Here is a 21345-nt window from a genome sequence, read left to right as displayed (position 1 = left end):
GTGCTGCCTCAGCCGGCTCAGCCTCGCAGTGCCAGCACCGCCAGCTCCGTCCGGGAGCGCACCCCGAGCTTGCGGAAGACCCGCCCGAGGTGCACCTCGACGGTGCGGACCGACACGTAGAGGTTGGCGGCGACCTGCCGGTTCGTCCGGCCCTGCACCACCAGCCGCGCCACGTCGAGCTCGCGTTCGGTGAGCAGGCCGTCCCACTGCCCGCACAGCTCGTCCTGGCCGAGGGCGGCCTGACCGAGTGCGGCCTGGCCGACGCCGGCGGCGGGCTCGTCTCCGGACTCGTCCGCCGCCCGGCTCGCCGTCTCGCCCCCACCGGCGGGCACGAAGCCCGGCGTCTTGAGCGCCTGTTCGGCGATGTGCTCCCAGGCCTTCGCCCCGGACTCCTCGAACAGCTCGTGGGCGCCGAGCACGTGCGCCGCGGCGTCCCCGGGCAGACCGAGGCGCGCGTACGCACGGGCAGCGACCAGCTCGGTGAGGCCGCGCTCGAACGTCGAGCCGACCCGCAGTGACGCCTCGACGGCCCGCTCACGTGCCCGGTTGACGCCGGAGGCGTCCGCGAGGGCAAGCTCTGCCCGCGCCAGGTCGAGCCGACGGCGCCGCGTCGGCCCGCCGGAGAAACCGCCCGCCGACTCCGGACCCGCCGTCGGCAGGACGTGGAGCCGCAGGCGCTCGTGCGAGTGCCGGGCAGCCCGGTCCTGGCCCGCGAGCACGAGCAGCTCCACCGGGTCGGGGGTGGGCAGCCAGAGCCGGCGCAGCTCGTCCCCACCGCGTTCCGCCGCGAGCCCGAGCAGGGTCGCCGCCTCGACCCAGCGGCCGTTGAACACCGCGGTCTGCGCGCGGTCGCCCAGCGTCGCGGCCCGCACGACGGGCGCCACCTGCCCGGGCACCGAGGCCTCGAGCGCGGCGGTCGGCCGGCTCAGGTGCCCCTCCCGGACCAGGTCGAGGCGGCGTGCGAGCGCGATCCCGAGCCCGCCGAAGGCGAGGGCGACGGGCAGGCGTTCGACGGCGTCGTCGAGCACGGACGCCGCGCCGGTGATGTCGCCGAGGCGCAGCGCGAGGTACGACTGCGCGACGCGCAGGTGCGCCTCCGCGAGCGGCGTCATGGCATCGGAGGGGCCGTCGAACCACCAGCTGGGCGGGCGCGCGGGAGCCAGCTCCGCGACCTCGCCGAGGACGGTCGCGGCCTCACCGGGGGCGCCGTCGAGCATGCGCATCGTCTTGCGCGCGGCGGCGATCGCCGCACGGTCGGCGCCGCAGGCGTCGCCAGGGACCACGGCGTCGGGCCTGCCGTCCAGGAGGGCCAGCGCGATGCCGAGCGGGCGTGCGGCGTCCGGCGCTCCGTCGGCGGGGGAGCCGGTGCCCGCGGCATGGGCGGCGCGGCGGAGGTGCACGACGGCGTCGTGCACGTGCCCCGCCCAGAGCGCCGCCCGCCCGGCCACCGCGAAGGCGCGTGCCCGCACCCGGTCGGTGCCGTGGCTGGCGGCCTCGCGGGCCACCTCGTGGGCGCGGTGGACGTCGCCGCGCGCGAGATGCTGCTCGGCGAGCTCGACCAGCCCGTCCGCGAGCAGGGGGTCGCCCGCGAGCGTGCTGAGCGCCGTGTGCCACATGGCGATCAGCGGTTCGTCGGCCCTGCGGTGCACCTCCGCGAGGGCCCCGTGGGCGGCGGTGCGGGTGGCGAGGTCGGCGTCCTCGTGGACTATCGAGCGGATACGGGGGTGGTGGAACCGGAACCGGCCGCCCACCAGGTGCAGGTGCCGGCCGGCGGGTCCGGCCATGAGCGTGTCGATGTCGGTGCCGGACGCGGCGAGCAGCACCTCGGTGCGGTCCACCACGGCGACGGCGGCGACGAGCAGGACCCGGCGTGCGTCGTCGTCGAGGCCGAGCGGGCCGACGGCCTCACGGACCGCACGCGCGGCAGGTAGCGGGTCCGGCATCAGCGCCGTCCCGAGGAGATGCTCGTCGTCGAGCATCCGGGCTGTCTGGTCCACACATCCAGGTTCGTCACCCACCACCCGGCTGAGCTCGCACGCGACGTGAGGTGCCACTGTGCGGTCGCCAAGGGGGAGCGGAAATACGACTTGCTGCGGCAGCGCGGTCATCGTCGACACCCTCCCGGATTCGTTCACGGTGCTCGCAAGTATGGCCTCCGAACGTTTCACCCGCATCAATCCGAGGTCACGACTTTTGCTGCGAACCGCCGCCTGACCTGCCATGCTGCCCCGCTCCGACGGCGAGGTACCTGATACCGCACGAGGTTGTTTCGGAGGCGAAGGATTCACCCCGTAACAAGTGGGTGCACTTCGTGAGGTTGCACTACGTAGTCCCACCGTGTGGAATTCCCTTATTTCCCATTAACGCAGGTTTCCTTACTTTTAGCGGAGCGCGACTTAGGGTGACCCGCCGTCACCGGATCGAAGACGACCGGACCAGAGAGGGAAGACGATGGACTCGACGTACGAACCGCCGTCAGGCATCAGCAGGACGGGCCGACGAATCCTCGCGGGGGTGGCCGCGCTCGCCGTGGCGGCCTCCGCCGCCGTGACCGGCATCGGTCTCCGGGACGCGAACGCGGCGGAGAGCGAGGCCGCCTCCGCCGCCGGGACCTCCGCCATCAACGGCTTCCGCAGCGTGGGCTACTTCGCCCAGTGGGGTGTGTACGGGCGCGGCTACCAGATCAAGCAGATCGACACCTCAGGCGTGGCCGACGAGCTGACCCACATCAACTACGCCTTCGCGAACATCCACCACCAGAACCTCGAGTGCTTCGAGGCGAACAAGGCCCAGAGCCCCGGGCCCAACGGCTCCGACGGAGCGGGCGACGCCTGGGCCGACTACGGCATGGGCTACACGGCGGCCAACTCGGTCTCCGGCACCGCCGACTCCTGGGACCAGCCGCTCGCCGGGTCGTTCAACCAGCTCAAGCAGCTCAAGGCCAAGCACCCCGACCTCAAGGTCATGATGTCCATCGGCGGGTGGACCTGGTCCAAGAACTTCTCGCTGGCCGCCAGGACCGACGCCTCGCGCGAGAAGCTCGTGTCGAGCTGCATCAACATGTTCATCAAGGGCAACCTGCCGGTCATCGACGGCCGCGGCGGCGCAGGTGCCGCCGCAGGAGTCTTCGACGGGTTCGACATCGACTGGGAGTGGCCCGGCTCGCCGAACGGCGCCGAGGGCAACCACGTCGATCCGGTGAACGACAAGCGCAACTTCAAGCTTCTGCTCGCCGAGTTCCGCGAGCAGCTCGACGCGCTCGGCGCTCAGACGGGCAAGGACTACGAGCTCTCCGCGTTCCTGCCGGCCAACCCCGCTGACATCACGGCGGGCGGCTGGAACGACCCCGAGATCTTCAACTACCTCGACTTCGGCAACGTCCAGGGCTACGACCTGCACGGTGCGTGGGACGCGGACCTGACCGGGCACCAGGGCAACCTGTACCACGACCCGGAGGACCCGCGGGAGGCCGCACGGCAGTTCAGCGTCGACCTCGCGGTGCGGTCGTACACGGACGCGGGGATCGACCCCGCACAGCTCGGCCTCGGCCTCGCGATGTACGGGCGTGGCTGGACCGGCGCCCCGTCGTCCGACGCATGGGGTACCGCGACCGGCCCGGCCTCCGGGCAGTGGGAGGCGGGCATCAACGACTACGACGTGATCAAGAACGTCGGGACCGGGTACTACGACGCCGCCCTCGGGGCCGCCTGGCGGCATGACGGCAGCACCTGGTGGTCGTACGACAACGAGCAGTCCGTCCGGGCCAAGGCCAACTACATCCGGGCAGAGGGCCTGGGCGGGGCCATGTGGTGGGACCTGTCGGGTGACCGGTCCGGCACCCTGACCGGCGCGCTGCAGGGCGTGCTCGGGACCGGTACGCCGGGACCGGTGGAGGGCGGCGGTCCGACGGACCCGACCGATCCCCCGGACCCGACGGACCCGCCGGACCCGACCGACCCGCCGGTCGAGGAGTGCACGGCGGCGGCCTGGAGCGCGTCGGCCGTCTACGTGGGCGGGAACACCGTCTCGCACAACGGCCACGAGTGGCGCGCCAAGTGGTGGACGCAGGGCGAGGCGCCCGCGCCGTCCGAGTGGGGGGTGTGGCAGGACCTGGGCGCCTGCTGACGCGGGACGTTCGCTGACGCACGGTCTCGGCAGGCTCGACCAACGGTGGTCGAGTCTGCCGAGACCGTTTTGTTGTGCGGCGCGGGTGCAAGGAACCCGGTGGCCACGACAGAGTGTGGGGGTGGACGACAGCCCCGGCGCCCTGCAGGACGATCTGCCGCACGAACGGCTTCCGCACGACGAGCCCTGGTTCAGCGCGCTCTTCGACGCGCACTCGCGCGCCCTCTACTCCTACTTCGTCCGCCGGTTGCCCGACGGCGGTCGCGCCTCCGACGCCGAGGACCTCGCCGCCGAGGTGCTCGCCACCGCGTGGCGCCGTCGCGACGACGTGCCGGACGGCGCCGAGCTGCCGTGGATGTACCGGACGGCCGGCTACGTGCTGGCGAACCACCGGCGCAAGATGCGGGCGCTGCCCGTCGCGATCGTGCCCGACGAGCCGGACGACGTGGACCCCGCGACCTTCGCCGCCACCGACGACGCCGTCCGGCAGGTCCTGTCCCGGCTCTCCCCGCGCGACCGGCGGATCCTCCTGCTCGTCGCCTGGGACGGGCTGTCCGGGGACGATCTCGCCCAGGTGCTCGGGGTCTCCCGCGGCGGCGCCGATGCGGCGTTGTCCCGTGCGCGGGCACGGCTCCGTGACGCGTGGGACGCCCACGAGCAAGCGGTGGACGCATGAGCACATGTAGAGGGTGTGCACGGTGCGCAGCCGAGCACTGCACGGAGGGACGGCGATGAACGAGCACGAACGGCAGGCGGACCCGGCGTTCGACCGTCTGATGGCGGCGGACCCCGCAAAGCATGCGCCTGATCCGGTCCAGGGCGTGCTCCGGGCCAAGGTCGACGCGCTGATCGCCGAGCAGCCCGGGGCCGCTCGGCCTGGGGCAGTACCGACAGGGCCCGCTGGGCACGAGCAGACGGACGAGCTCGCGCGGCGGCGCTCTCGGCGGCGGACGCAGTGGCTGGTCGCGGCCGCGGTGGCCGGCATCGTCGCGGCAGGCGGGGGTGGCTACGTGGCGGGGGAGTCAGGTACCGCTCCCACCCAGGCGTCGGACATGACGGCGGAGAGCGGCGCGGGCGAGACCCTCGACGGGCCGTCGGTCATGGTCGAGCCGGACGGGGGCACGGCCAGGGACGAGGCCGAGGCGGAGGCCGAGAGCCTGGAGCCACTCGATGCCGGCGGTGACCTGCCGACGGCGACCGGGCTCGTGTTCCACGCCGGCGCAGGGCTGTCGGACGCGCCGACGACGGCTGAGGTGCGCGTGGCCGGGACGTCCGGCGAGAGCCTCGGCTCCTACCCCGTGATCAGCGAGGTGGAGGCCGTCGAGCGGCTGGGCGACCCGAGGTTCGCGGGCGCGGTGCTGGGCCGGACCACGCAGGAAGCGCCGCAGGAGGAGGCGGGTCCACTGGCGGCGACGCCTGTGCCGGGCGGCCCCATCGCGTGGCCCGTCGAGGACGTGACGATCGTCGCGGCGACTCTCACGGAGGTGCGCTACACACTGTCCGGAGCCGCGGTCCTGCTCGTGCCCGCGTACGAGCTCAGGGATGCTGACGGCAACGTCTGGACCGTCCTCGCGGTTGATGACGAGGTCCTTGACTTCGCTCCGTGACGCGAGTGCTTGCCCGGTAGGGTCGCGAGCGTAGGACGTCAGTTGAGAACACTTCTCGTCACACAAGGAGCGCACCATGGCAACACGTACCGCCCGCACCGCTTGGAACGGCACCTTCACGGAGGGGTCGGGACAGGTCGAGCTGTCGTCGTCGGGCGTAGGGACGTTCGACGTCTCCTGGCCGGCGCGCATCGCCGACCAGGCCGCCGGCGTCACCAGCCCCGAGGAGCTCCTCGCCGCGTCGCACTCGTCGTGCTTCACCATGGCCTTCACGAACGAGCTGGGTGGGGCCGGGGCCACGCCGGAGCAGATCGAGGTGACTGCCGACGTGACCCTCGGGCCGGACCCGGCCGGCGGCGTCCGCATCACCAAGAGCGCCCTGACGGTGCGCGGGTTCGCGACGGGCATCGACGAGGCGGGCTTCAAGGCCGCCGCAGAGGCCGCCAAGGCCGGCTGCCCGATCTCGAAGGCCCTCACGGGCGTCGACGCGATCACGATCGACGTCACCTTCGAGGGCTGATCTTCCTACTCCGTCGAGTGCTGGGTATTTGGTGGTCTCGCAGCCAGAAACCGCAGATACCCAGCACTCGACGGCAGGTCGGACACGTGTGCGGCTCGCCTCTTTCTGGTGCGAGAATCGCGAGGTGCCCTCGCAGACCCACGACGCCCCGTCCCGGAACGGTATGAACGACGACGAACGCGCCGCGCACCGCTCGACGGGCCACACCGCTGACGCCGCCGAGGCCGCCCGCGCGGCCCGCGAGAGGGCCGAGGCCCGCGCTGCCGAGGAGGCGGAACGCCGTCGCGCCGAGAGCGAGGAGCGGCGCAAGGCCGCGCGTCGCGAGGCGGACCACGCCGCCGAGGCAGCGCGTGAGGCGGTCGCCGATGCGCTGCGCACGGCCATGGAGGGCGCCGTCGACATCAGCACGCGCCGGCGTGCCGAGTACTCGACCGACGCGTCCAACTACCGGGTGGTCCCTGAGGGTGTGGTCTTCCCGGAGACGGTGGACGACGTCGTCGCGGCGCTCGAGGTGCTGCGCGAGCTCAAGGTCCCGATCACGGCACGCGGCGCGGGCACGTCCGTCGCCGGCAACTCGGTGGGCCCAGGCGTCGTGCTCGACCTGGGACGGAACCTGAACCGGGTGCTCGGCATCGACCCGGAGCGCCGCACGGCGCGGGTCCAGCCGGGCACCGTCATGTCCACCCTGCAGGGGGAGGCGAAGGCCCACGGGCTGCGGTTCGGGCCCGACCCGAGCACCCAGAACCGCGCGACCCTCGGCGGCATGATCGGCAACAACGCGTGCGGTCCGCACGCCGTCGCCTACGGGCGCACCGCCGACAACGTGGTGTCGCTCGACGTGGTCGACGGCGCCGGGCGCCGGTTCACCGCGGGCTCCGGCGACCCGGAGTTCGCCGACGTCCCCGGCCTCAAGGAGCTCGTCCGGGACAACCTGGCGCTGATCCGCACCGAGTTCGGCCGGTTCGGCCGGCAGGTCTCGGGCTACTCGCTGGAGCACCTCCTGCCCGAGAACGGATCGAACCTCGCCCGCGCCCTGGTGGGGACGGAGGGCACGCTCGTCACCGTCCTGGAGGCAGAGCTCAACCTGGTGGAGACACCGGGCGCGCCCACCCTCGTCGTCCTCGGTTACCCCGACATGCCCACCGCCGCGGACGACGTCCCGCGGCTCCTCAGCCACAAGCCGCTCGCGATCGAGGGGCTGGACGCGCGCCTGGTCGACGTCGTCCGGCGCGCCAAGGGCGCGGAGTCCGTCCCGGCGCTGCCCGACGGCGCGGGGTGGCTCATGATCGAGGTCGGCGGCTCGTCGCAGGCCGAGGCTCTGGGGCGCGCGGACGCCATCGTCGCGGCCGCGACGGCGCTGGACTCCGTGGTGCTGCCCGCTGGCTCGGACGCCACCAAGATGTGGCAGATCCGGGCCGACGGCGCCGGGCTCGCCGGCCGGACGCCCGCGGGGGAGCAGGCGTGGCCCGGCTGGGAGGACTCGGCGGTGCCGCCGGAGAAGCTCGGGCCGTACCTCCGCGACCTGCAGGCGCTCATGGACCGGTACGGCGTCGACGGCCTGCCCTACGGGCACTTCGGCGACGGCTGCGTGCACCTGCGGATCGACATCCCGCTGGAGACGTCGGGGTCGGTGCTGCGCACCTTCATGATCGAGGCGGCCGAGCTCGTCGCCGGCTACGGCGGGTCCCTGTCCGGCGAGCACGGGGACGGGCGCGCCCGCTCCGAGCTGCTGCCGCTCATCTACTCGCCCGAGGCGATAGCGCTGATGGAGCGGTTCAAGGCCCTGTTCGACCCGAAGGACCTGCTGAACCCGGGCGTCGTCGTGCGGCCGCGGGCCGTGGACGACGACCTGCGCCGCCCCCAGGCCGCGCCGGTGCGGACCAAGCTGCCGCTGGCGGGCAAGGGCTCGGGGCACGGTGTCCGGCGCAAGGCCGGGTACGAGGGCTTCTCGTTCGCGCACGACCACAACGACCTGTCGACGGCGGTGCACCGCTGCGTGGGCGTGGGCAAGTGCCGGGCGGACACGTCGGCGTCGGGCGGCTTCATGTGCCCGAGCTACCAGGCCACGAAGGACGAGAAGGACGTGACACGCGGGCGCGCCCGCGTGCTGCAGGAGGCGGTGAACGGGACGCTCGTCGGGGGGCTCGCGGCGCCGGAGGTGCGTGAGTCGCTGGACCTGTGCCTGTCCTGCAAGGCCTGCTCGAGCGACTGCCCGGCCGGTGTCGACATGGCGCAGTACAAGTCGGAGGTCCTGTACCGGACCTACCGCGGCAAGCTGCGGCCGGTCGACCACTACGCCCTCGGCTGGCTGCCGCGCTGGGCCCGGCTGGCCGGGGCGGTCCCCGAGCTGGTCAACGGCCTGCTGAGCGTGAAGTGGATCGGCAAGGCGGTGCTGTGGGCGGGCGGCATGGACACCCGGCGGTCGATGCCGAAGTTCGCCGAGGTCCCGTTCCGGCAGTGGTGGGCACGCGGCGGCGCGACGCACGGCGTCCCTGGACTGCCGGTGGTGACCGACGACGGGCTCGGCGTGCCGGGCCGCGAGGGCGCCACGGCGGCGCGGCTCGCCACCAAGCCCAAGGTGGTGCTCTGGACCGACTCGTTCAGCGACACCCTTTCCCCCTCCGTCCCGCAGGCCGCTGTGAAGGTGCTGACCAAGGCCGGGTTCTCCGTGATCGTCCCGGACGAGCAGGCGTGCTGCGGCCTCACCTGGATCTCGACGGGTCAGCTCGACGGCGCCCGGCGCCGGCTCCTCAAGCTGCTCGAGGTGCTCGGGCCCTACGCGGTGAACGGCATCCCGATCATGGGGCTGGAGCCGTCCTGCACGGCGGTGCTGCGCTCCGACCTGCTGGACCTGTTCCCGGACGACCCCCGCGCCCAGGCCGTCGCCCGCATGACGCGGACGGCGGCGGAGCTGCTGACCTCTGACGACGTGCCGGACCAGTGGGAGATGCCGTCACTGGCGGATGTCTCCGCCGTCGTGCAGCCGCACTGCCACCAGCACTCGGTGATGGGGTTCGAGGCGGACCGGAACCTGCTCGAGAAGGGCGGGGCACAGGTCGAGGTCCTCGCGGGCTGCTGCGGCCTGGCCGGCAACTTCGGCATGCAGAAGGGGCACTACGAGACGTCGGTGGCGGTCGCGGAGAACGCGCTGCTGCCCGCGCTGCGCGACGCCGCCCCCGGCACCACCTACCTGGCAGACGGCTTCTCCTGCCGCACGCAGGCCCTCGACCTGATGGGCGTGGAGGGCAAGTCCCTGCTGGAGGTCATCGCGGACCGGCTGTAGCGGGTCAGTGCTGGCGGAGGCTGCCGACCTTGTCCCGGATGAGCTCGCGGATCGCCTCGTGGTCCTCGAGCGGGAACAGCTGCTTCGGCAGGATGCAGACCGCCGTCGACATGCCCTTGCCCACCACGAGGTGGAACCTCGACCGGGTCTCGACGGCCCGCCGGACCAGGGGCCAGCCGTACGACACCCACGCCTCCTGGCTGGTGCAGGCGATCTGCTCGTCGTCGATCCGGATCGTCGCGCCGTGCCGCAACGGGGAGGTGCGTGCCATGCGCCAGGCGAACAGGTCCGGGATCCACCCGATCACGAGGCTCAGCCCGATGAGAGGCAGCCATGCGGTCGCGACCAGGTACTCGTCGGCCGTGGACCCGCTGTCGAGGTAGGTCAGTGTGAGGGCGGCCAGCAGGATCACCGCGGCGAGCCCGTAGAACGCCCACAGGAGGGGTAGCCGCAGCAGGCCCTCGCGGTAGTCCGCCGTCGTCAGGTGCAGGTCGGCCTCGAAGACGCCTCGGGACGAGACATGAGCTGCTGGTTCGGTCACGCCCGGAGTCTGGCACGGCGCACCCGTCTGCGTCTGCACCGGACGGCTCGGCCCGACGGGTGATCTCGACACTCCGCCGCAGGTGGGAGCCATATCCACCCGGCGGGTGATCCGCGCGAAGGGGTCCGTCGACAGGATGGGAGCACAGCCCAGACGAAGGAGACTCCCATGGAACGCACAACCCGCCGGGCGGCACTCGCCCTGAGCGCGGTGCTGGCGCTCGCGGCACCGCTGGTCGTCGCAGGCTCCGCGCACGCGGCGAGCACCGACCGGCCGACGCCTGCCGTCGCCGCCGACGTCCCCGACACCGTGTCCGCGATGGTGGCCGACGCCGCCCACCAGGCCCAGCGCGAGGTCGCCACGAACCGGACTCTTGCGCGAGGTGCGAACGCACCTGCCGGCGCCGCGCTGGACGCCGCCCTCGACGATCTCGTGGCGGACGGGGCGATCGCCGTGACCGCGCGTGTCGAGAAGGGCGCGCGGACCTGGAGCGGGGCCGCGGGGACCCGGGAGCGCGAGGGCCGGGCGAAGGCCAGGTCGTACGACCGGTTCCGGGTGGCGAGCAACACCAAGCCGATGATCGCGACGCTCGTCATGCAGGAGGTCGAGAAGGGCACCTGGACCCTCGACACGCCCGTCGAGGAGGTGCTGCCCGGCGTCGTGCCCGCCGGCGTGACCATCGAGCAGCTGCTGAGCCACCGCTCGGGTGCTCCTACCGCCACCGACTGGATCCTCATGTCGCGTGCCGCCGACCCGTCGTCGTTCACCTCGGTCTTCGCGGTGATGGGCCAGGAGGTCACGGACGCCGACCACATCGAGGCGCTGCAGTCCGCTCCGTGGATGAACGAGCCGGGGGAGGGCTTCTCCTACTCGAACGCCGGCTACGTGGTGCTCGGCATGATGCTGGAGGAGGTCACCGGGCGCAGCGTCGAGCACCTGCTGGAGCGCCGGGTGTTCGCCCCGGCACGGATGTGGCAGAGCGCCTACCCGGACGACCCGGGCGTGCGCGGGCCGTTCCTCCACGAGTCGGCGTACACGGGCCCGGTGGAGGCCGGCTGGTACGACCTCGACCACTGGGACCCGAGCCTGTTCGACGCCGCGGGCGCCGTCACCAGCACCACCGAGGATCTCGCCGACTTCACCGAGGCCCTGGTCACGGGCCGGCTGGTCGACGCGGAGACCGCCGCTGACATGCTGGAGCCCCGCACCGTCGGCCAGGAGGCGTTCCCGGACTACGGCCTGGGCGTCTACCGGCTCCCCGACCCGTGCGTCCCGGGCGGCTGGCTCTACGGCCACGACGGCGGGTCGTACGGCACCATCTCGATCAACCTGACGTCGCCCGACGGCGAGCGGCAGGTGTCCGTCGGCATCACCGGGCGGGACCTCGTCTACCCCGTGCTGACGGACGAGCCGCTGTACGACCCGACCGAGCTCCTGGTGGGGATGATGCGGGCCACCTGCTGACGGCTCATTCGAGCCACTCCGTCTCGAACCGGTCGTTCGCGTGGATGTGTACCGCCTCGTAGAGGTCCGCGCCGAGGGTCTTGAACTTGTGCGGCACCATCGCCTCGACCACGAGGATCTGGCCGCCGACGGCCTGGATCTCCTCACCGGCCACGGTGAAGAGCACCCGGCCGGACCGGATGACGAACGTCTCGGAGTAGGGGTGCCGGTGCAGGCGTGGCCCGAAACCGTCCTGCGTGACCCGCTCGAAGATGACCGACACCTCCGAACCGTGGAGGTATCCCTCGAAGTTGTTGTGCGGCAGCGTCGCCTGCTCGATCGCCTGGAGAGTCATGCGTCCAGGCTGGCTGGCGCGCCGCCGTCGGGCAACGGGGTTCGTGTTCCGCCGAAGGTCGCCTGGCCGAAGGTCGACAATGAGCCCCATGGAATTCCAGGACGTCGTCCGCAAGCGCCGGATGCACCGCAAGTTCACCGCCGAGCCCGTGTCGGCGGCGGCCGTCGACCGGATCACCCGCAACGCCGTCCGCGCCCCCAGTGCGGGGTTCAGCCAGGGGTGGGCGTTCGTGGTGCTGGAGACGCCGGAGGATCGCGACCGGTTCTGGGCGGCGTCGACCCCGGACACCTCGGAGCGGTCCGAGCGTGACATGTCGGCCTGGCTCGCGGGGATGCGGACGGCCCCGGTGATCGTCCTCGCGCTCGCGTCCAAGGCCGCCTACCTGCGGCGGTACGCGGAGAAGGACAAGGGCTGGGAGGACCTCGACGAAGCGCGGTGGCCGGTCCCGTTCTGGCACGTCGACGTCGGCATGGCCTCGCTGCTCATGCTCCAGACCGCCGTCGACGAGGGGCTGGGCGCCTGCTTCTTCGGTGTCCCGCCGGAGCATGTGGCAGCGGTCCGGGGCGAGCTCGGGATCCCCGACGAGTTCGAGATCACCGGCGTCGTCGCGGTAGGGCATCCGGCCGACGGCGGGGCGAAGGGCTCGCCCACCCGCCGCCGCCGGAAGCCCGAGGCCGAGGTGATCCACCGAGGCGGCTGGTAGGTCAGGCGTTGTCGAGGCGGGCGCGGGTCTCCTCGTCGAGGACCAGGTCCGCCGCACCGAGGGCCTCGTCGAGCTGCGCCACGCTGCTGGCGCCGAACACCGGGACCACCGGCACCTCGCCGCCCAGCAGCCAGGCGAGCGCCACCTGGTTCGGCGTCGCGCCGATCTCGGCGGCGACGGCGCGCAGCACCGCGATCCGTGCCCGCGACCCCGCGTGGTCCGACCCGTCGTAGAGCGACTTGTCGTCGCGCGTGAACACGCCCTGGTGCAGCGGGGAGTACGCCATGACGGCGAGCCCGGGGCGGTCGGCCGCGCCCGTGGACCGCGCGTAGTCAAGCAGCTCGGGCGACGCCCAGTTGGTCCGGATCGGCTGCGGCCGCGGGTACACGTAGCTGTAGCACTGCTGGACGGCGCCGTAGGGCGCAACCCCCAGCCGCGCGGCGGTCTCCCGTGCCTCGACGACGCGCCACAGCGCCACGTTCGAGATGCCCGGGATGCCGACGATCCCTTCGTCGACCAGCTTGCCGAACGCGCCGACCGTCTCCTCGAGCGGCGTCTCGAGGTCGTCGACGTGCCCGTACAGCACGTCGATGTGGTCGATGCCGAGGTGGCGCAGGCTCTCGTGCGCCTCCCGGTCGACGGTCGAGGCGCCGAGCCCCTGGAAGTTGGTGGGCGGCGTGTTCGACAGCGGCAGGTTCGGGTCCTTCTTCCCCGCGCCCAGCTTGGTCGCGATCCGCAGGTCGTCGCGGTTGCCCCGCGAGGCGAGCCAGCGGCCGAGCACGTCCTCGGAGTCGCGGCCGTGCCCGCCGACCCACGCGTTGTAGTTGTTCGCCGTGTCGAGGAACGTGCCCCCGGCCTCGACGAACCGGTCAAGGATCGCGAACGACGTCTCCTCGTCGGTCCGCGTCCCCATGAACATCGTGCCGAGGCACAGCGTCGACACCTCGAACGCGGTGTGCCCGTTGTCCAGCGTGCGGTACTGCATGGTGTGCTCCCTCGGTCTGCTTCGTCCCCGGGCGCTCCTGCCCCGGTGCTCACCACGCTAGGCAGCAATCGGTCTGGTGCTACGGTCCAATGCCATGGCAGCAGGCCAGACCAATTCCGCCTCCGACGTACTGATCGCGCTTCCGCCCGGCCCCGGCGCGCTGCGGCACCGGCTGGAGCAGGCGATCCTCGAGAGCATCGCGTCCGGCCGGCTCACGCCTGGTACGGCGCTGCCGCCCAGCCGGGCGCTCGCCGACACCCTCGGCATCTCGCGCTGGGTGGTCACCGAGACGTACGGGCACCTGGTGAACAAGGGGGTCCTCGACGCGCGGACGGGTTCGGCGACGCGGGTCGCGGCGTCGGCGGGGGACGTCGAGGCACCGCTGGTCGAGCCTGTCGAGAGCCGCGTCCGACGAGGTCAACCGCCAGGGGCCGGTGGGGCGCCCGAACGTGTCCCGCGCCGGGCGACGCACGACCTCGCGCCCGGGGTGCCCGACCTGCGGCACGTCCCCCGCGAGGCCTGGCTACGGGCCGCACGCGACGCGCTGGCGGCGGCGACCAACGAGGACCTGGGCGGGCAGCCGGCCGGCGGGCACCCGGCGGCGCGCGAGGCGGTGGCGGCCCACCTGCGGCGCGCGCGGATGACCGCGGGGCCGGACCGCGCGGTCCTGCTCACGCGGAGTGCCACCGACGGGATGTCGCGGATCACCGCTGCGCTGGCCGACGCCGGCCACACCCATCTGCTCGTCGAGGACCCGAGCTGGGCCCCGCTGCGCGACGTCGCAGCGGCCGCCGGTCTCGTGCCGGTCCCCGTCCCGGTCGACGACGACGGCATCTCCACCGACCGGCTGCGCACGGAGGCCGCCCGCACGGGTGCCCGGGCGGTGCTGCTCACCCCCGCGCACCAGTTCCCGTTGGGCGCTGCGCTGTCGGACGACCGCCGCGCCGCGGTCCTCGCCTGGGCGCGGGAGGTGGACGGGCTGGTGATCGAGGACGACTACGACGCCGAGTTCCGCTACGACCGCCGTCCGGTGCCCGCGCTGCAAGGGCTGGACGAGGAGCGGGTGGTACTGCTCGGTGCGACGAGCAAGACGCTTTCACCGGCGTTCGGGATCGGCTGGATGGTGGTGCCGGAACGGTGGCGCGCCGCGGTCCTCGGCGTGTCCGTCCGCCGTGGGCCCACGCCCGGCCCGGCGACGCTGGACCAGCTGACGCTCGCACGGTTCGTCGCGGACGGCGCGTACGCGCGGCACCTGCGTGCGGCCCGCACCCGCTACGCCCGACGCCGGTCCGCCCTGCTGGCCGCCCTCGACGACCAGCTGCCCGGCGCGCGGGTCGGTGGGATCGCCGCCGGGATGCACGTGACCGTGGACCTGGCGGGCCTCGACCTGCCGGGGGTGGACCCGCGAGGCATCGACGCCGCCGCCGTCGCCCGTGAGGGCGCCGCCCGGGACGTCGCGCTGGTCGACCTCCGCCGGTATCAGGCCGCGCCGTCGGCCAGGTCGACGGTGCTCGTGATCGGCTACGGCAACCTTGCCGACGCGCGCCTGGAGGAGGCGGTCCGGAGCCTGCGCGCGGCGGCCGAGGCCGCCGCACGCTGACCGGAGGGCCGGATCACAGCAGGCCGGGCACCTGCTGGCCGACGGCGGCGCGCACCTCGTCCGGGAGCTGCGACCAGTCGTCGGCGGTGTCCAGGTCGACGGCGGTGCCGGGCCGGTGCACCACCGTCACCTCCAGCCCGTGCGCCTCCGCCTCCACGACGTGCGCGGCGAGCGAACCGACCCCGAACCGGAACCGGAAACCGGCGTCCCCGAAGGCGCCGGACGGCTCGAAGGCCCCGGAGGGCTCCGAGGCGAGGAGCAGCAGGTTCGTACCGGACCGGTAGCGGTCCGTCGCGATCACCACCGGGGCTTTCTCGGCGAGGAGAGCCACGACGTCCTCCGGGGTGAGGGCGGGCAGGTCGGCGTGCGCCACGAGGAGCGGCCCGGAACCACGCGCCGCGAGCACCTCCCGCGCGTGCTCGAGCGCGCCGTTCAGGCCCGGCCGGTCGGCAGGCTGCTCCAGCACCTCCACCTCGAGCCCCGCCAGCGTCTCGCGCGTGAAGACCGGGTCGGCGGTCACCACCACGACCCGCCCGATCCCGTCGGACGCGAGCAGCGTCGCCACCACGTGCCGGGCGAGCACCCGGACGAGCCGCCGCCGCGAGTCGCCGTCGAGCACCGCGGCCAGCCGCGACTTGCCGGAGACACCGTCGCGGAGCGGCACCACCGCCGTCGTGCCCCGGCCGGACCGCCGGACGCCGGTCACACCAGGGCCAGCAGCTCGCGGGCCAGGCGCTCGCGGCCGGGTGGGCCACCCATGACGGTGTCGGTGACGTGCACGGTCAGGCCGAGGTCGGCGACGGGGCCGGCGAGGCCCGCGTCCCGCTCGTCGATGACCATGACGTCGACGAGGTCCGCGTAGATCCGAGCCACGCCGAGTGCCGACACCTCGTGGCCGAGCGTCTCCAGGATCTGGGCGGCCGGGCCCTTGATCGCCTGTCCGCCCACGATGGGGCTCACCGCCACGCGGCGGCCGGGCGCGGTGCCCAGCGCCTCGCGGACACCCTGCACCGCGAGCAGCGGCTCGATCGACAGGAACGGGTTCGACGGCGCGAGCACCACCAGCTGGGCAGCCAGCGCGTCGAGCACGCCGGGGGCCGGGCGGGCGGCGTCGGCCCCCTCGAAGTGCAGGCCGAGGACCGCGTCGGCGTGCTGCCTGCCCACGAAGTACTCCTGGAACCCGAGCCGGCCCGACGGGGTGTCGACGAGGGTCGCGAGGTGGTCGTCGGTGACGGGCACGATGCGCGGCCCGACACCCATCGAGGCGGCGAGGTGCGCGGTGACCGCGGACAGCGGCTCGCCGCGGCGCAGGCGCTGGGTGCGGACGATGTGGGTGGCCAGGTCGCGGTCGCCGAGCGTGAACCAGGTGTCCTCGCCGAGGTCCTTGAGCGCCGACAGGGTCGCGTACGACTCGCCGCGCAGTCCCCAGCCTCGGTCCTCGTCGTTCAGCCCGGCGAGGGTGTAGACGACCGTGTCGATGTCGGGGGAGATGGCGAGGCCGTGGAGGTTGGTGTCGTCGCCGACGTTCACGACGACGGTGAGGGCGTGCGGCGAGGCGCCGGCCTCGGCTGAGGTGCTGACGAGGGCCGCGCCGAGTGCGAGATCGAGGCCGTGCGCGAGCCGCGCACCGCCGACCCCGCCCGCGAGAAGGGTGACGTTCACGCGTCGAGCCTACGTGTGGGGGCAGACTGGGTACATGGCTGTCTTCGCGTTCTCCGTCGCCCCCATGACCGCAGGCGAGTCCGTCGCCGACCAGGTCGCCGAAGCCGTGCGCATCGTCAGGGAGTCCGGCCTCCCGAACCGGACCACCTCGATGTTCACCGAGATAGAGGGCTCCTGGGACGAGGTGATGCCGGTGATCCAGCGCGCCACCGACGCGGTGGGCCGCGGCGGGCACCGGGTGTCGCTCGTGATCAAGGCCGATATCCGCCCCGGTGCGGCCGACGGGCAGATCAACAGCAAGATCGCCCGCGTCGAGGAGCGGCTCGCGGCCGACCAGTCGGAGACCGGGCACTCCTGACCCCTGTGGTCCGGTTCACCAACCCCGCGTGAACATTTGTCAGGAGTTATTGACAAGCCCCGGCTTTCCGGGACCCTTGAGCCTATGACTCTGACAGACGTTAACGTCAACAGACGGAGCTTCCTGCGCGGCGCGGCCTTCGGTGCCGGCGCGCTCGCCGTCGGGCCGGCCGCCGTCGGCCTGCCCTCGGCGCAGGCGGCTACCGCCCCGGCGACAGGCAACGCTGCCTGGACGCCGTTCGTCGACTGGTACACCTCGAACGTCCCGCCCAACGTCACCGCCGACACCAACGCCGTCGTCCAGGCACTGTCCGGGATGTCGGAGCTGTGGCGGACCGGCGGGGAGTGGAACACCGGGTTCGCGCTGTCCCCGCGGGTGCTGCAGGACAACATCCGGTACGTCGTCGACGTGACGCGGCGCCGTACCGACGAGGAAGCCAAGCAGTCCTTCGTCTACGACCGAAGGCACCAGAGCTACTCGGTCATCGCCGGTCTCGGCCCGTTCGCCGAGGCGTACCGAGCGGGCGCGCTCGCCGTCACCTCCATCACCACCGCCCCGGACGGGACCCCGCCCACCAAGATCGACGACGCGGTGCCCGCGGGCGCGCCGGCGGGGTCCGCGATCGGTGCGGGCTCGGACACCTCCGAGCTCGGCGAGATCGTCCGGCTCGTGAACACGGTGCGTGGCAACTACTCGTCCGGCAACCACGGCAAGGCGGCCTACCAGTACCCGCGCCCGTGGCGGATGACGGACCGGAGCACCGTCGTCGACACGGGCCGGGTCGACGACCTCGGCTACCCGGTCTACGAGTCCCGCGTGGTGGTCGCACCGCAGCTCCTCCGGCAGCGCAGCACCGATCCGACGACGGACGGCGGCTTCCCCAGCGGCCACACCAACGCCGCCTGGCTGGCCGCGCTCGGCTTCGCGTACGCGGTCCCCGAGCGGTTCTCCGAGCTGATGGTGATGGCGGCGGTGCTCGGCGACAGCCGGATCACCGCAGGCATGCACTCGCCGGTGGACGTCATGGGCGGCCGGGTCATGGCCACCGCGCTGGCCGCCGCGATCCTCGCCGACCCGGTCAACGCCGAGCTGAAGGCCGCCGCCCGCGCGCGGGCCGTCGAGTACTTCACGGCCGTCACCGGTACCAGCGACCTGTACACCGCCGCCCACACCGGCCCGGACGAGTACGGCGACCGGGCGGCGAACCAGAAGCAGATCCGTTCGTCGCTGACCTACGTCCTGCGCCGCCAGGGCGGGTACTCCACCGACCTCGAGGTGCCGAAGGGTGCGGAGGTCCTGCTCGAGACCCGCTTCCCGTACCTCTCCCCGGCCCAGGTGCGCGACGTGCTGCGCACCACCGCGCTGCCCTCCGGCTACCCGATCCTGGACGGACCCGAGCAGTGGGGGCGCCTCAACCTGTTCGCCGCCGCCGACGGGTACGCCCGGTTCGACCGGACGGTCACCGTCGAGCTCGACACGGCCCAGGGCGGCCTGGCCGCGCAGGACACCTGGCGCAACGACATCGACGGCCGGGGCGGCCTGGTCAAGACCGGAACGGGTGTCCTCACGCTCGCCGGCTGCAACACCTACCGCGGCGGCACCGTGGTCCGCGGCGGCACCCTGGTGGCGGGTTCGGCCGACAGCCTGGGCCGCGGCGGGGTGGCCCTCGAGCAGGGGACGACCCTGCGCTCGAGCCTCGGGACGACCGTCGAGGTGCGGGGCACCGTCGAGATCGCGCCCGGTACGACTCTCGAGCTGACTGGCGACGGCAGCCGACAGGGCGGCCGCCACACCGTCCTGCGTGCGTTCCGGGTGGCGGGCAGGTTCGCCCAGGTGCTGGTCGACGGGCGTCCGGCACGCGCCTCCTACCTGGGCGGCAGCATCGTCGTCCACCTCTGACGCGGACCCGGCGGCGCCGTCCTGAACCCGCTTCAGGGCGGTGCTGCCGACGCCGGGGACCGCACCGCGCTCGTGATAACTGTCACGACACCTTCACCGGCGTGTTTCCGGTCTCTTGCCCCCGGCCTTTAGGCTAAGGCGGACCAATGCCGCAGGACCCCGGGAGATCACGAGATGCCACTGTTCGAGGTCGATACCCAGCGGCCCCTCCTCGTGACGTCCGCGAACGGCGTGAACGGTTCGGAACCAGGACTCAAGACCACCGCCAACCAGGTCGTCGACTCGCACATCGACGGGCTCCTCGGTGAAGAGGTGTTCCCGATCGCGCAGGGCTCCGGCCCGGACGAGCCGCACCTGCTCGCGCTCGATGCGTCGGGCTCGCCCGTCGTCGTGGAGCTGGTCGCAGATCTCGACCGCGAGAATCTCGCCAAGGCCCTCGACCACGCCGGAGCGGCCGGCCGGCTGACGCGGTCGGACCTCGCCGCGCGCTACAGCGGCGGCGCGAGCTCCTTCCAGCACGACGTCGCGGCGTTCTACGACAGCGTGCCCATCACCCGCACGCAGGCGGGCAAGAACAGCGGCAACGGTGCGCGGCTCATCATCATCTGCCAGAACGCGCCCGACGAGATCCTCAACGCCGTCGACTTCCTGCGCCAGCCCACGATGCCGGTCGAGGTGCTGAAGATGGGCGTCGTGAACTCGAACGACGGCCGCAAGTTCCTCGACGTCTCGCCGCTCGTGGTGCACCTTCCGCCGGGCCTGCCCGCGGCCAAGTCCGCGCCGATCGGCGGGGCCATCACGGGTTCCCTGGACAGCTCGGTCAGCACCTCCATGGACACGGGCGTCACCGGCGGGGTCGCCGGCGGTTCCGCGGCGCCCAAGGACGCGTTCGAGGAGGGCGTCAAGGTCGGCTACGCGCTCACGGGCAAGATGCCGGTCGTCGCCCAGGCGCCGCAGGCCCGCGTGCAGCAGGCGCCGCAGTCCCGTGCCGAGCGCGCCGCGCGGCAGACACCCGTCCGCGCGGACAACCCGACGCCGCTCGCCGACAACCCGGCCTCCAGCGCGACCAACGCGGCGACCGGGCTCCGGTCGAGCCTCCGCGGAGGTGCCACGCGGGGCAGCACGCCCGAACGCGCCGCGGCCGGCGGCAAGTCCGAGCGAGTGGCCGGCACCCGTGCCGGCCGCCGCGCACAGGCCGCCGCCACCTCGCCCGAGACCGCGCCGCCGATCACCAGCGCTCCCGGCGCAGGCAGCGCACCGAGCGCACCGGTCTCCTCCGTGCGTCCGGGCACCGAGTCCCGTCCGACGCCGAGCGCCCCGCCGCGGCTGGCGACCAGCCGTTCCTCGCTCGGCGAGGTCGCCGCCCCGCCACGGGCCGAGCCGGTCGCCGAGCCGACGCCGTCCGTGCGTCGCCGCTCGCGCACCGACCGGTTCTCGGCGTCCGCCGAGCCCGACGGGTCGACGACGGTGTACCCGCCGTCGGACCCCACGCCGGCCGCCGGACCGACCTACCCGCCGCCGCCCGTGCCGCAGCCGCCGTCGGCCGGCGAGGACCTCTGGCAGCCGGGGTCGTACGACAGCGCCCCCGCCTACCCCGCAACGGGCTCCAACGAGCCTGCTGACTTCGACATCACCCAGCCCCGCTACCCCCAGGAGCCCGGCTACGGCGCGGAGTCGAGCTTCGCGCCGGCGTACGACTACACGCCGGAGCCCGCCGCCGGCTACGGCGACCAGAGCGGCTACGGCTACGGCGAGCAGCCCGGGTACGAGGCGCCCTACTCCGACGGCGTGGCCCCGGTGGTCACCGAGCAGAACCCGTGGGAGTCCGGCGGCTACATGGCGGGCCCCGACGACGGCTACGGGCAGACGGCGTTCGCGGCGGACCCCTACCCGTCGAGCGCCCCCGAGGCGCCGGCCCGGCCGGTGCCGCCGGGCGAGAGCATCCGGGCCAGCACCCCGATGCTGTTCGAGGAGGAGGACGACCCCGACCTGGAGGCGCTCGCCCGCAGCATCGGCACCCCCACGCGCATCGTGTGGTCGCGCCCGCGCCGCAACCAGCACTTCGAGGCGCTGCTCCTGCCGGACGGCGCCATCGAGCTGGCCAACGGCGCTCGCTACCGGCACCCCGACTCGGCCGCCACGGCGGCGTCGGGCTCGTACACCGCCGACGGGTGGAGCGTGTGGCGCCTCGGGGACACCGGCCCCACGCTGGTCGAGGAGTTCTCCCGCCGGTTCTCCTGAGCCGGTCCCGCTGGTCGAGCCTG

17 protein-coding genes are annotated in these 21345 nt (G+C 73.2%); 11 read left to right on the top strand and 6 right to left on the bottom strand.

Annotated elements, in window-relative coordinates; translation table 11 throughout:
- Positions 1–17: 17 nt before the first annotated feature.
- Entirely contained in the window at positions 18–1997 is a 1980-nt protein-coding gene (locus AB0I32_RS08675; protein WP_357504861.1) for a helix-turn-helix transcriptional regulator, read from the bottom strand.
- Between the two features lie 454 nt (positions 1998–2451).
- On the opposite strand from AB0I32_RS08675, the gene AB0I32_RS08670 reads away from it, so the two are divergent.
- From AB0I32_RS08670 to AB0I32_RS08650, 5 genes are all read left to right on the top strand, one after another.
- On the top strand, positions 2452–4125 hold the full coding sequence (locus AB0I32_RS08670) for a glycosyl hydrolase family 18 protein (RefSeq protein WP_357504859.1): 1674 nt from the start codon (positions 2452–2454) through the stop codon (positions 4123–4125).
- Positions 4126–4246: 121 nt separating this feature from the next.
- A complete protein-coding gene (locus tag AB0I32_RS08665; protein ID WP_357504857.1) occupies positions 4247–4801 on the top strand; it encodes a sigma-70 family RNA polymerase sigma factor in 555 nt (184 codons plus the stop codon).
- 55 nt (positions 4802–4856) lie between these two features.
- Positions 4857–5732, top strand: a complete 876-nt coding sequence (locus AB0I32_RS08660) for a hypothetical protein (RefSeq protein ID WP_357504855.1) — start codon at positions 4857–4859, stop codon at positions 5730–5732.
- 76 nt (positions 5733–5808) lie between these two features.
- Positions 5809–6252 carry an OsmC family peroxiredoxin gene (locus AB0I32_RS08655; RefSeq protein ID WP_357504853.1) on the top strand — a complete coding sequence of 148 codons (444 nt, stop codon included), beginning with the start codon at positions 5809–5811 and terminating at the stop codon, positions 6250–6252.
- 382 nt (positions 6253–6634) lie between these two features.
- A complete protein-coding gene (locus AB0I32_RS08650) occupies positions 6635–9535 on the top strand; it encodes an FAD-linked oxidase C-terminal domain-containing protein (protein WP_357505073.1) in 2901 nt (966 codons plus the stop codon).
- A gap of 4 nt (positions 9536–9539) precedes the next feature.
- Here the strand turns inward: AB0I32_RS08650 and AB0I32_RS08645 are convergent, their stop codons facing one another.
- Positions 9540–10076 carry a YcxB family protein gene (locus tag AB0I32_RS08645; protein ID WP_357504851.1) on the bottom strand — a complete coding sequence of 179 codons (537 nt, stop codon included), beginning with the start codon at positions 10074–10076 and terminating at the stop codon, positions 9540–9542.
- Positions 10077–10244: 168 nt separating this feature from the next.
- Between AB0I32_RS08645 and AB0I32_RS08640 the strand changes: the two genes are divergently transcribed.
- Positions 10245–11540: a serine hydrolase domain-containing protein gene (locus AB0I32_RS08640; protein ID WP_357504849.1), complete on the top strand. Its 1296-nt coding sequence runs from the start codon at positions 10245–10247 to the stop codon at positions 11538–11540.
- Between the two features lie 4 nt (positions 11541–11544).
- Here AB0I32_RS08640 and AB0I32_RS08635 read toward each other — a convergent pair whose 3' ends face one another.
- On the bottom strand, positions 11545–11874 hold the full coding sequence (locus AB0I32_RS08635) for a cupin domain-containing protein (protein ID WP_274994923.1): 330 nt from the start codon (positions 11872–11874) through the stop codon (positions 11545–11547).
- Positions 11875–11962: 88 nt separating this feature from the next.
- On the opposite strand from AB0I32_RS08635, the gene AB0I32_RS08630 reads away from it, so the two are divergent.
- Positions 11963–12577 carry a nitroreductase family protein gene (locus tag AB0I32_RS08630; RefSeq protein ID WP_357504847.1) on the top strand — a complete coding sequence of 205 codons (615 nt, stop codon included), beginning with the start codon at positions 11963–11965 and terminating at the stop codon, positions 12575–12577.
- A 1-nt stretch (position 12578) separates the two neighbouring features.
- Here AB0I32_RS08630 and AB0I32_RS08625 read toward each other — a convergent pair whose 3' ends face one another.
- Positions 12579–13562, bottom strand: coding sequence for an aldo/keto reductase (locus AB0I32_RS08625; protein ID WP_357504845.1), 984 nt, complete (start codon positions 13560–13562; stop codon positions 12579–12581).
- A gap of 94 nt (positions 13563–13656) precedes the next feature.
- Here AB0I32_RS08625 and AB0I32_RS08620 point away from each other — a divergent pair, with 94 nt between their 5' ends.
- Positions 13657–15162 (top strand): PLP-dependent aminotransferase family protein, encoded by a 1506-nt coding sequence (locus tag AB0I32_RS08620; protein ID WP_357504843.1) that lies wholly within the window; start codon positions 13657–13659, stop codon positions 15160–15162.
- 13 nt (positions 15163–15175) lie between these two features.
- On the opposite strand, the gene cofC is transcribed toward AB0I32_RS08620, so the two are convergent.
- Positions 15176–15868: a 2-phospho-L-lactate guanylyltransferase gene (gene cofC / locus AB0I32_RS08615; RefSeq protein WP_357504841.1), complete on the bottom strand. Its 693-nt coding sequence runs from the start codon at positions 15866–15868 to the stop codon at positions 15176–15178.
- Entirely contained in the window at positions 15865–16824 is a 960-nt protein-coding gene (gene cofD / locus AB0I32_RS08610) for a 2-phospho-L-lactate transferase (protein ID WP_357504839.1), read from the bottom strand. Before cofD ends, cofC begins: the two co-directional genes overlap by 4 nt.
- A 34-nt stretch (positions 16825–16858) precedes the next feature.
- On the opposite strand from cofD, the gene AB0I32_RS08605 reads away from it, so the two are divergent.
- The 3 genes from AB0I32_RS08605 to AB0I32_RS08595 all read left to right on the top strand — a co-directional run bounded on the left by AB0I32_RS08605 (position 16859) and on the right by AB0I32_RS08595 (position 21322).
- On the top strand, positions 16859–17182 hold the full coding sequence (locus tag AB0I32_RS08605; protein WP_357450655.1) for a thiamine-binding protein: 324 nt from the start codon (positions 16859–16861) through the stop codon (positions 17180–17182).
- An 84-nt stretch (positions 17183–17266) separates the two neighbouring features.
- On the top strand, positions 17267–19081 hold the full coding sequence (locus AB0I32_RS08600) for a phosphatase PAP2 family protein (RefSeq protein ID WP_357504837.1): 1815 nt from the start codon (positions 17267–17269) through the stop codon (positions 19079–19081).
- A gap of 174 nt (positions 19082–19255) precedes the next feature.
- Positions 19256–21322, top strand: a complete 2067-nt coding sequence (locus AB0I32_RS08595) for a hypothetical protein (protein WP_357504835.1) — start codon at positions 19256–19258, stop codon at positions 21320–21322.
- Positions 21323–21345: the final 23 nt, after the last annotated feature.

Source organism: Promicromonospora sp. NPDC050249, assembly GCF_040656015.1.
Classification (GTDB): Bacteria; Actinomycetota; Actinomycetes; order Actinomycetales; family Cellulomonadaceae; genus Promicromonospora.
Note: the sequence above shows the minus strand (reverse complement) of the source record. Positions and strands in the feature narration are given on the sequence as shown.

Bases quoted from the DNA above. Each gene is read 5' to 3' on its own strand.
- AB0I32_RS08600 (WP_357504837.1), top strand. From the start codon at position 17,267: ATGACTCTGACAGACGTTAACGTCAACAGACGGAGCTTCCTGCGCGGC.
- AB0I32_RS08655 (WP_357504853.1), top strand. From the start codon at position 5,809: ATGGCAACACGTACCGCCCGCACCGCTTGGAACGGCACCTTCACGGAG.
- AB0I32_RS08625 (WP_357504845.1), bottom strand. From the start codon at position 13,562: ATGCAGTACCGCACGCTGGACAACGGGCACACCGCGTTCGAGGTGTCG.
- AB0I32_RS08635 (WP_274994923.1), bottom strand. From the start codon at position 11,874: ATGACTCTCCAGGCGATCGAGCAGGCGACGCTGCCGCACAACAACTTC.
- AB0I32_RS08630 (WP_357504847.1), top strand. From the start codon at position 11,963: ATGGAATTCCAGGACGTCGTCCGCAAGCGCCGGATGCACCGCAAGTTC.
- AB0I32_RS08595 (WP_357504835.1), top strand. From the start codon at position 19,256: ATGCCACTGTTCGAGGTCGATACCCAGCGGCCCCTCCTCGTGACGTCC.
- AB0I32_RS08670 (WP_357504859.1), top strand. From the start codon at position 2,452: ATGGACTCGACGTACGAACCGCCGTCAGGCATCAGCAGGACGGGCCGA.
- AB0I32_RS08650 (WP_357505073.1), top strand. From the start codon at position 6,635: ATGGAGGGCGCCGTCGACATCAGCACGCGCCGGCGTGCCGAGTACTCG.
- AB0I32_RS08620 (WP_357504843.1), top strand. From the start codon at position 13,657: ATGGCAGCAGGCCAGACCAATTCCGCCTCCGACGTACTGATCGCGCTT.
- AB0I32_RS08640 (WP_357504849.1), top strand. From the start codon at position 10,245: ATGGAACGCACAACCCGCCGGGCGGCACTCGCCCTGAGCGCGGTGCTG.
- AB0I32_RS08605 (WP_357450655.1), top strand. From the start codon at position 16,859: ATGGCTGTCTTCGCGTTCTCCGTCGCCCCCATGACCGCAGGCGAGTCC.
- AB0I32_RS08660 (WP_357504855.1), top strand. From the start codon at position 4,857: ATGAACGAGCACGAACGGCAGGCGGACCCGGCGTTCGACCGTCTGATG.